The 8,811-nt window shown below is 73.9% G+C and carries 6 protein-coding genes; 3 read left to right on the top strand and 3 right to left on the bottom strand.

Annotated elements, in window-relative coordinates; translation table 11 throughout:
• Positions 1–759, top strand: a 759-nt coding sequence (locus VF330_RS07680; RefSeq protein WP_330850805.1) for a GrpB family protein, incomplete at its 5' end; no start/stop codon positions are given.
• 18 nt (positions 760–777) lie between these two features.
• Here VF330_RS07680 and VF330_RS07675 read toward each other — a convergent pair.
• On the bottom strand, positions 778–2,910 hold the full coding sequence (locus tag VF330_RS07675) for a choice-of-anchor P family protein (protein ID WP_330850804.1): 2,133 nt from the start codon (positions 2,908–2,910) through the stop codon (positions 778–780).
• Between the two features lie 176 nt (positions 2,911–3,086).
• Positions 3,087–4,076 carry a GlxA family transcriptional regulator gene (locus VF330_RS07670; protein ID WP_330850803.1) on the bottom strand — a complete coding sequence of 330 codons (990 nt, stop codon included), beginning with the start codon at positions 4,074–4,076 and terminating at the stop codon, positions 3,087–3,089.
• 53 nt (positions 4,077–4,129) lie between these two features.
• Between VF330_RS07670 and VF330_RS07665 the strand changes: the two genes are divergently transcribed.
• Both VF330_RS07665 and VF330_RS07660 read left to right on the top strand, forming a co-directional pair.
• Positions 4,130–4,522: a cupin domain-containing protein gene (locus tag VF330_RS07665; RefSeq protein WP_330850802.1), complete on the top strand. Its 393-nt coding sequence runs from the start codon at positions 4,130–4,132 to the stop codon at positions 4,520–4,522.
• Positions 4,523–4,551: 29 nt separating this feature from the next.
• Entirely contained in the window at positions 4,552–7,287 is a 2,736-nt protein-coding gene (locus VF330_RS07660; RefSeq protein WP_330850801.1) for a BTAD domain-containing putative transcriptional regulator, read from the top strand.
• Here VF330_RS07660 and VF330_RS07655 read toward each other — a convergent pair.
• A complete protein-coding gene (locus tag VF330_RS07655; RefSeq protein WP_414675352.1) occupies positions 7,284–8,807 on the bottom strand; it encodes an ATP-binding cassette domain-containing protein in 1,524 nt (507 codons plus the stop codon). The two genes, VF330_RS07660 and VF330_RS07655, sit on opposite strands and share 4 nt — an antisense overlap.
• Between the last annotated feature and the right edge of the window lie 4 nt (positions 8,808–8,811).

Here is an 8,811-nt window from a genome sequence, read left to right as displayed (position 1 = left end):
ATCAACCTGCACGTGTTCCCGCGCGGGTGTGCGCAGGTGCGGCGGCATCTGCTAGTCCGGGACTGGTTGCGCGCGAACGAGGCGGACCGGGAGCTGTACGCGTCGGTGAAGCGGAAGCTGGCGGAGTCGGACTGGGAGCGGGTGCAGGACTACGCGGCCGCGAAGAACGCCGTGGTGCTGGAGATCCTCGAGCGCGCGTATCTGGAGTGGCGGTTGCCGTCGGATGACGTGGAGTTCGTGACGGAGGCGCCTGCCGGGACCGGCCGGGTGGTGTTGGAGGAGCACAACCCGGCGTGGGCGGACTGGTACGCGGTCGAGGAAGACCGGATCCGCGGCGCGCTCGGTGAGACGGTGGTGCGGCTGGAGCACTGCGGGTCGACGTCGGTACCCGGCCTTGCGGCCAAGCCGTTGATCGACGTCCTGCTGGTGGTGCCGGACTCCGACGACGAGGACGCCTATGTGCCGGCGTTGGAACGGGCGGGCTACTACCTGCGGTTGCGGGAGCACGGCTGGCACGAGCACCGGCTGCTCAAGCGGCACGAGGCGCCGGACGTGAACCTGCACGTCTTCTCCCCCGCCTGTGAGGAGATCGACCGGATGCTGGTGTTCCGCAACCACCTCCGTGCCGACGACGCGGCGCGGGAGGAGTACGAACGGACCAAGCGCGCCTTGGCGAGCGAGTCCTGGGACAGGGTCCAGGACTACGCCGACGCCAAGACGCGCGTGGTCGAGAGGATCATCCTGCGGGCGCTGGCCTGATCAGGCTCGGCCGGCCGGTCAGCCGAGGCGGCAGGCGCTCAGGATGATCTCCTGTCCGAGCAGGGTGCGGACGCGGACGGCGTTCTGGACGAGCTGGCCGTTCGGTCCGGTGGTGGTCTCGTTGAGGTGGACGGTGGCGACGCCGGGGATGCCGATGGTGGCGGGTCCGGTGCCGATGGGCTGGCCGTTGAGGGTGCCGACCTTGGACGAGCCGGTGACGCCGCCGGCGTCGCTGACGCACTTGGCCTCGACGGCGTTGAGGGTGATCGCGCCGCCGAGCAGGCTGGCGCCTTCGACGCGGGCCTGGGCGACGGTGCGGCCGGTGGTGGCGTCGAGGGTGCAGTCGGCGTGCAGGGCGTTGACCGAGGCGAGGCCGAGCACGTTCACGGTGGCGACGGTCTTGTCCTCGTTGGGCGGGCACTGGGCGTGCGGGGTCTTGGCGACGGTGATCAGGCCGGTCGCGTTCAGGGCCCACGCCTCACCGCGCAGGTAGACGACGACCTTGAGGACGGCGGTGGCGGAGTCGCCGTCGTCGTCGGTCACGGTGACCAGGACGGTGTGCGGGCCGAGTGCGGTGAAGGTGCGGGAGGCGGTGCAGGTGCCGCTGCCGGCGCCCTGGTTGACGGTGCCGTTCACGGTGGGGCTGCCGTCGTCGAAGTTCAGGGTGCAGGTGTGCTTGTCATTGGTGGCGATGTCGGTGAACGGCGCGCTGAAGTTCACGGTGGTGCCGCGGGTGACGAGCGTCTTGTCGGCGTTGAGGGTGACCTTCGGGGCGACGTTGGTCAGCGTCAGCGTGGTGGTGGCGGTGACGGGCGGGTTGACGCCGTCACTGGCGGTGAGCTTGAGCGTCCAGATTCCGTCATCGGTGCACTTGACGGTGGTGGTCTGGGCGGCGGCGTTGCCGAAGGAGCAGGTGGCGCCCGTGTCGACGCCGGACTGCGGCGTGGCGGTCCAGGTGGTGGTCAGCGACGGGCCGTCGGGGTCGGTGACGAGGCCGGCGAGGGCGACGTCGGTGCCTTCCTGGCCGGCGTAGGGGCCGCCGGGCTTGACGACGGGTGGGGCGTTGACGATGACGGTGGTGCACTCGGTGACGCCGCCGGCTCCGCCGCCGTCGGTGCCGCGGGCGGTGACGCACAGCTCGTGCGTGCCGGCGGTCAGCGCTGGGGTGTCGACGGTGTAGTCGACGGTCGCGGGGCCGTCCTGCGGCAGGCCGGGGGTGATCGAGGTGACCGGGATGTCCGCGCCGTTGTCGACCGTGAGCGTCAGGTTCGTGAGCTTGGAGGCGATGACGCCGGGCACGACGTCGGGCAGCTGGGCGACGTTGGGGACCTCGGTGCAGGTGCCGCCGGTGGTCTCGGCGATCTTGCGCAACGAGCCCTGGGTGCCGTTGTTGTTGCAGGCGGCGGCGTTGGACACGGCGAAGGTGAAGATCTTGATGCCGGCGTCGACGGCGTCCTGCAGGGCGGCGTCGACGGTGCCGCCGTCGGTGGAGCCGCCGTCGGAGAAGAACACCATGAGCTTGCGGGCCTGCGACGCGGCGGTGGCGGAGGCGATGCCGGCGTTGAGGCCGCCGACGAAGTTCGTGCTGCCGCCGGCGTTGCGGGCGGTGAACAGGGTCACGCCGCCGCCGATGAACGCACTGCCCAGCGCTTCGAAGATGTCGGGCGTGCCGTTGCCGTTGGCGTCGGCGGTGGGCGCGGTGACCGGCTGGTCGCCGCCGGCGGGGCTGACGTCGGCGGACTGGCCGCTGGCGCCGAACACGGCGGCGCCGACGTTGCCCACGACGGTGTTCGGGACGGCGGCCTTGGCGTTGAGCGCCCTGGCGGCGGCGATCTCGCAGTCGAGGATCGTGGCGGGCTGGCCGTCGCCGTTCTGGTCGCCGCCGCAGCCCGCGGCCACGTTCGTCTGGGTGGAGCCGGACACGTCGAGCACGTAGGTCAGCGCGGTGTCGACGACCGGGACGCCGGTGCCGATCGACGCCTTGCCCGTCACCGTGACCGGGCCGGGAACGACGACGGAGTTGTCCGCCGGGCTGGTGATCGTGACGCCGATGCTGGTGCCACCGGGAAGGTTGCCGGTGGCCGCGTGCGCGGGAATGGCGAGTGCCACGGTGGCCGTCAACGCGGCCGTGACCGTGATGGTGCGTCTCATGGTGCTCCGCTCGAATGGCTTAGGTCCCCCGACCCACCGGGAAGGAGACCGCACGTGCCAGATCGAATACAGGGGGTCACCGGGTTGCGACGGTGAAGGGTCCATTCGGAGCAGTGAGGGGGTTACGGGCCACTCGTGAGCGGGATGTCCGGCGTTGGGCGGTTCGTGGCGGGTGTTCAGCCGTTCAGCGGATTGAGTTGTGCGCCGTTCGGCCCGAACCTGCGGCGGTAGTCCGACGGGCTCAGCCCGGTCTCGCGGCGCATCACCGCGCGCAGGTTCGCCGCCGTGCCCAGGCCGGTGCGGCGGGCCACCACGTCCAGGCGCGGCTCCCCCAGCTCGATCAGCCGGCACGCCAGCGTGACGCGTTCGCCGGTCAGCCACGCCAGCGGCGTCGTGCCGAGCTGGGCCTGGAAGCGGCGGTGCAGCGTCGCCGGGCTGACGTTCGCGCGGGCGGCGAGGCCGGTGACGGTGAGCGCGGTGTCGAGGTGCTGCTGCGCCCACGCCAGCAGCGGTGCGAGGGACTCGTCGCGCAGCTCGGGAACCGGGCGTTCGACGAACTGGCGTTGCCCGCCGTCGCGGTGGGCGGCGAACACGAGGCGGCGGCTCACGGAGTTGGCGATCTCGGCGCCGTGGTCGCGGCGCACCAGGTGCAGGCCGAGGTCGAGGGCGGCGGCGCTGCCGGCGGAGGTGAGGATGTCGCCGTCGTCGACGAACAGCACGTCCGGCTCCAGCCGCACGGACGGGAAGCGGGCGCGGAACTCCTCCGCCCACTGCCAGTGCGCGGTCGCGCGGCGGCCGTCGAGGACTCCGGCCTCGGCGAGGGTGAACGCGCCGCTGCAGCAGCCGACCAGGCGGGCGCCGCGGTCGTGGGCGCGGCGGATGGCCGCCAGCACGGCCGGGTTGCGCGGGGTGGCGACATCGGGCCGGTTCGGGACGATCAACGTGTCCGCGGTGTCGGCCGCGTCGAGGCCGGCGACCCCGGTGAGGGTGAAGAACCCGTCACGCATGCCAGTGGCCGGTCCGGCCGCGCACAGGCGGAAGTCGTAGAGGTCGCGGCCCAGCTCCGGGCGGCGCAGGCCGAAGATCTCCGTCGCGCAGCCGAGCTCGAACGGGTTGGAGTTCTCGTCGACGATCACCACGACCCGGTGCGAGGATTCTTGCGGCATGTGCGATTCCTAGCACTCACGTCCGGGTGGCGGCAACGAGCAGGCTGGGTGCCGTGACCGAACCCGTCTCTCTCGACACCGCCCTCGCGTCGTTCGACGCCCTGTGGAGCCCGCGCATCGTCACGCGCGTCAACGACTACGACGTGCGCATCGCCAAGGTCGACGGCGAGCACGTCTGGCACGTCCACGACCACACCGACGAGTTCTTCCTCGTCCTGGACGGCGAGCTGCGCATCGCCCTGCGCGAACCCGCCGGCGAACGGACCGTCGTGCTGGCCCGCGGAGCGGTGTTCACGGTGCCGCGCGGCACCTACCACCGGCCGTCCGCACCGGGCGGCGCGTCGATCCTGATGTTCGAACCCACCGGCACCATGACCACCGGCGACCACCACGACACCGTGCCCGGCCACGTCGACTCGACCGCCGGGCACGAACTCGCCCCCTGACACAGCCGGGTGCGCAAGAATCACGCCGTGTGAGGTTCGGGGTGCTGGGGCCGGTCGAGGTGTACGACGAGCAGGGCGCGGTTCTCACCGTCGCCGCGCCCCGGCAACGGGCCCTGCTGGCCATGCTGGCGCTGGACGCGGGCCGGATCGTCGGGCACGACCGCCTCGTCGACGGCCTCTACCCCGACCCGCCCGCCGGGGCCGCGAACGCGCTGCAGTCCCAGGTCTCCCGGCTGCGCAGGACCGTGCCCGGGCTGGTGGTCGAACACCACCCCGCCGGCTACCGGCTCGCCGCCGACCCGTCCGACGTGGACGCCCACCGGTGCGTCGCACTGCTGGAGGCCGGGAGGGGTGCCGAGGCGCTGCGGCTGTGGCGCGGTGAGGCGCTGGCCGACGTCGACGCGCCGTTCGCGGCGCAGGCACGGCAGCAGCTGACAGAAGTGCTCATCGCCTGCACACTTTCCGGCGGCACCGAAAAACACCTCCGCCACCTCCTCGCCGAGCACCCGCTGCGCGAGGACGTGCGGGCGACGTTGATGCGCGTCCTGCACCACGACGGCCGCACGCCCGAGGCGTTGCAGGTGTTCGCGCAGGGCCGGGCGCTGCTGGCCGGCGAGCTCGGCGTCGATCCCTCCCCCGCCCTCGCCGCCGCCCACCTGGAGCTCCTGCGGGCGGCGGCACCGCACCGGGGCGTACCCGCGCAGCTGACCAGTTTCGTCGGCCGCGACGACGACCTGCGCCGCGTGACGGCGTGGCTGCGGCACCACCGCCTGGTCACGCTCATCGGGCCCGGTGGCACCGGCAAGACCCGCCTCGCCGTCGAGGTCGCCCACCGCGACGCGGGCGAGGTGGCGTTCGTCGACCTCAGCGCCACCACCGACGTCGCCCGCGCCCTGCTCGACGGCGTCGGCGCCCGCGAGGCCGGGCTGCTCACCGCCGCACCCACCGGTGTCGAGGAGCGGCTGACCGCCGCCCTGGCCGTGCGCGAGGTCCTGCTCGTCGTCGACAACTGCGAACACGTCGTCGACACCGCCGCCCGCGTCCTCGGCCGGCTCCTGGCCGCGTGCCCCGGCGTGCGGGTGCTCGCGACCAGCCGCGAACCGCTCGGCATCACCGGCGAGACCCTCAGCCCGGTCACCGCCCTGGACGACGAGTCCGCCGCCCGGCTGTTCCTCGACCGCGCCCGCGCCGTCCGGCCCGGTTTCACCGCGCCCGCGGAGGTGGTCGCCGAGGTGTGCCGGCGCCTGGACGGCATCGCGCTCGCCCTCGAACTGGCCGCCGCCCGCGTGCGGACCCTGCCCATCGGCGAGATCGCCGCCCGCCTGGACGACCGGTTCCGGCTGCTGTCCCAGGGCAGCCGCACCGCCGCGCCGCGGCACCGCACGCTGCACGCCGTCGTCGAGTGGAGCTGGGACCTGCTCGACGACGCCGAACGCGACCTCGCCGCCCGCTTCACCGTCTTCTCCGGCGGCGCCTGCCTCGACGCCGTCACCGCCGTCACCGGGGCCGACGTGGACACCCTGACCTCGCTGGTGGACAAGTCGCTCGTCGAGACGGCCGGCGACCGGTACCGGATGCTCGACACGATCCGCGCGTTCTGCCAAGGCCACGCGCCCGACCTGCGCGAACGGCACGCCCGCTGGTTCCTCGCCCGCGCCCGCGAGGCCGAACCGCACCTGCGCGCGCACGACCAGGTCGAATGGCTCACCCGCCTGACCGCCGACCACGACAACCTCGTCGCCGCCGTCACCTGGGCCACCGAGCACGACCTGGGCCTGGCCCTGGAGCTCGTCGCCGCGCTCGCGACCTACCACTGGTTCCGCGGCCTGCGCACCGAAGCCGCCCAGCAGGCCGACGCCGTGCTGCACGCGTGCGGCGAGACCCCGCCCGCCGGCCACGAGCAGGAGTACGCCATGTGCCTGCTCGCCGCCTGGCCCGTCGCCACCGGCGACCAGAGCGGCCGCATCCGCCAGGCCGACGCGCTCATGACCGCGCTCGACGCCCCGCCGCGCTACCCGATCACCACCCTGCTGTGGGGCATGGCGCTGGGCGCGCCGGAGAACGACTCGCAGGTCTGGCACCGCCGCACCGCCCTGCTCGGCACCGACCCGTGGAGCGCGGCACTGGCCCTGGTCGGCGACGGGCTCGTGGCCCGGATGAGCGGTGACCCCGCGACGGGTGTGGACCTGCTGCGCCGCGGCGCGGCCGCGTTCACCCGCGTCGGCGACCGGTGGGGCGCGGCACTGGCGTTCGGGCAGCTCGGCGAGATCGCACTCGCCGACGGCGACGCCACCGCCGCGCTCGAGCACGTCGAACGAGCCCGCGGCCTGCTCGACGAGCTCGGCGCGACCGAGGACACCGCCGAGTCGGTCACCACCCGCGCCCACGCCCGCCTCGCCGCCGGTGACCTGGCCGCGGCGGCCGCGGACTTCGGCCTCGGCCTCGCACTGGCCCGCCGCGCCGGAGCCCCCGTCCTGCAGGCGGGCGCCCACCTCGGGCTGGCCGAGCTCGCCCGCGTCACCGGCGACCACGCGACCGCCTACGCCGAGTGCGACAGGGCGTGGGAGCTGACCCCGGGAGGCTGGTACGGGCCGGACGAGATGCGCTGCCACATCGCGGTGCAACGCGGCCGCATCGCCCGCTCGGCGGGCGACCCGGTACTGGCGCGGGAGCACTTCGAGGAGGCGCTGCGCCGGGCCACCGGGCAACGCAACCGCGTCACCGAGACCGCCGTGCGCGCCGCACTGGCCACCCTCGACGGCTAAAGAGCCGGCACGGCCCGCACCAGCGCCCGCGTGCACTCGTGCGACGGGGCGAGCAGGACCCGGTCCGCCGGGCCTTCCTCCACGATCGCGCCCTCGTGCATCACCGCCACCCGGTCGGCGATCTGCCACGCCAGCCCCAGGTCGTGCGTGATCAGCAACGTCGCCAGGCCCAGCTCGGCGCGCAACCGCAGCAGCAGCGCCACGACCTCCCCGCGCACCGACGCGTCCAGCGACGCGACGGGCTCGTCCGCCACCAGCAGCCGCGGCTGCAGCACCAGGGCGCCGGCGATCACCACCCGCTGCTGCTGCCCGCCGGACAGCTCGTGCGGCAACGAGTCCAGGTACCGGCTCGCCGGCCGCAGCTCCGCCCGTTCCACCGCGGCCGCGACCAGCGCGTCCACGTCACCGCCGACACCGTGCACCCGCAGCCCCTCGGCGACGGCGTCCCGCACGCGGTGACGGGGGTTCAACGCGCTCGCCGGGTCCTGCAGCACCAGCTGGACCTGCCGCCGGAACGCCTTGAGCCCCCGGCCCTTCGACGGCACCTCGGCCCCGTCGAACACCACCCGCCCCGAGGCCGGCTTGTGCAGGCCCATGATCGCGCGGGCCAGGGTCGTCTTGCCGGACCCGGACCGGCCCACCAGCGCCACGACCTCCCCGCGTCCGACCGCCAGGTCCACGCCGTCGACCGCGCGGGTGCGGCCGTAGTCGACCACCAGGTCGCGGACCTGCAACAACGGCTCGCGCGCGGGAGCGGGGCCGACCCGGCGGTGCGCCGGGTCGCCGATCACCGGGAACGCCGCGGCCAGCGCCGCCGTGTGCGGGTGCCGCGGGCGGGCGACCACCTCGCGGGCCGGGCCGCGTTCGACCAGCGCGCCGCGGTGCAGCACGGCCAGGTCGTCGCAGGTCCCCGCCAGCACCGACAGGTCGTGGCTGATCATCAGCAGCCCGAGGCCCCGCTCGGCGACCAGGCGCGTCACCAGGCCCAGCACCCGGGCCTGCACGATCACGTCCAGCGCCGTCGTCGGCTCGTCCGCGACCACCAGCCGCGGCCCGCACGCCAGCGCCATTGCGATCATCACCCGCTGCTTCTGCCCGCCCGAGAGCTCGTGCGGGTACGCCTGCGCCTTCTCCCGCGGCAGCTCCACCTGCTCCAGCAGGTCGCCGACATTGCCGGACGTGCCGTGCAGGCGCATCGGTTCGGCGATCTGGTCGCCGACGCGGTGCACCGGGTTGAGCGAGTGCATCGCGCCCTGGAACACGATCGACGCCGACGCCCACCGCACCGCCCGCAGCCGTCCCCACGACATCGACCGCACGTCCTCGCCGTCGAGCAGGACGTCCCCGTCGACGCGGGCGGTCTTGGGCAGCAGGCGCAGCACCGACAGCGCGACCGTCGACTTGCCCGACCCCGACTCGCCCGCCAGCCCGAGCGTCTGACCGGGCGCCAGGGACAGCGTCACGTCGTCGACGACGCGGGTGTGCCCGTAGTGGACGGTGAGGTTCCTCAGCTCCAGCACCCGG

Origin of the sequence: Lentzea sp., from assembly GCF_036380075.1 — a bacterium.
In the GTDB taxonomy this organism is placed as follows: Bacteria; Actinomycetota; Actinomycetes; order Mycobacteriales; family Pseudonocardiaceae; genus Lentzea.
This window is presented reverse-complemented; position numbering and strand designations above follow the sequence as displayed.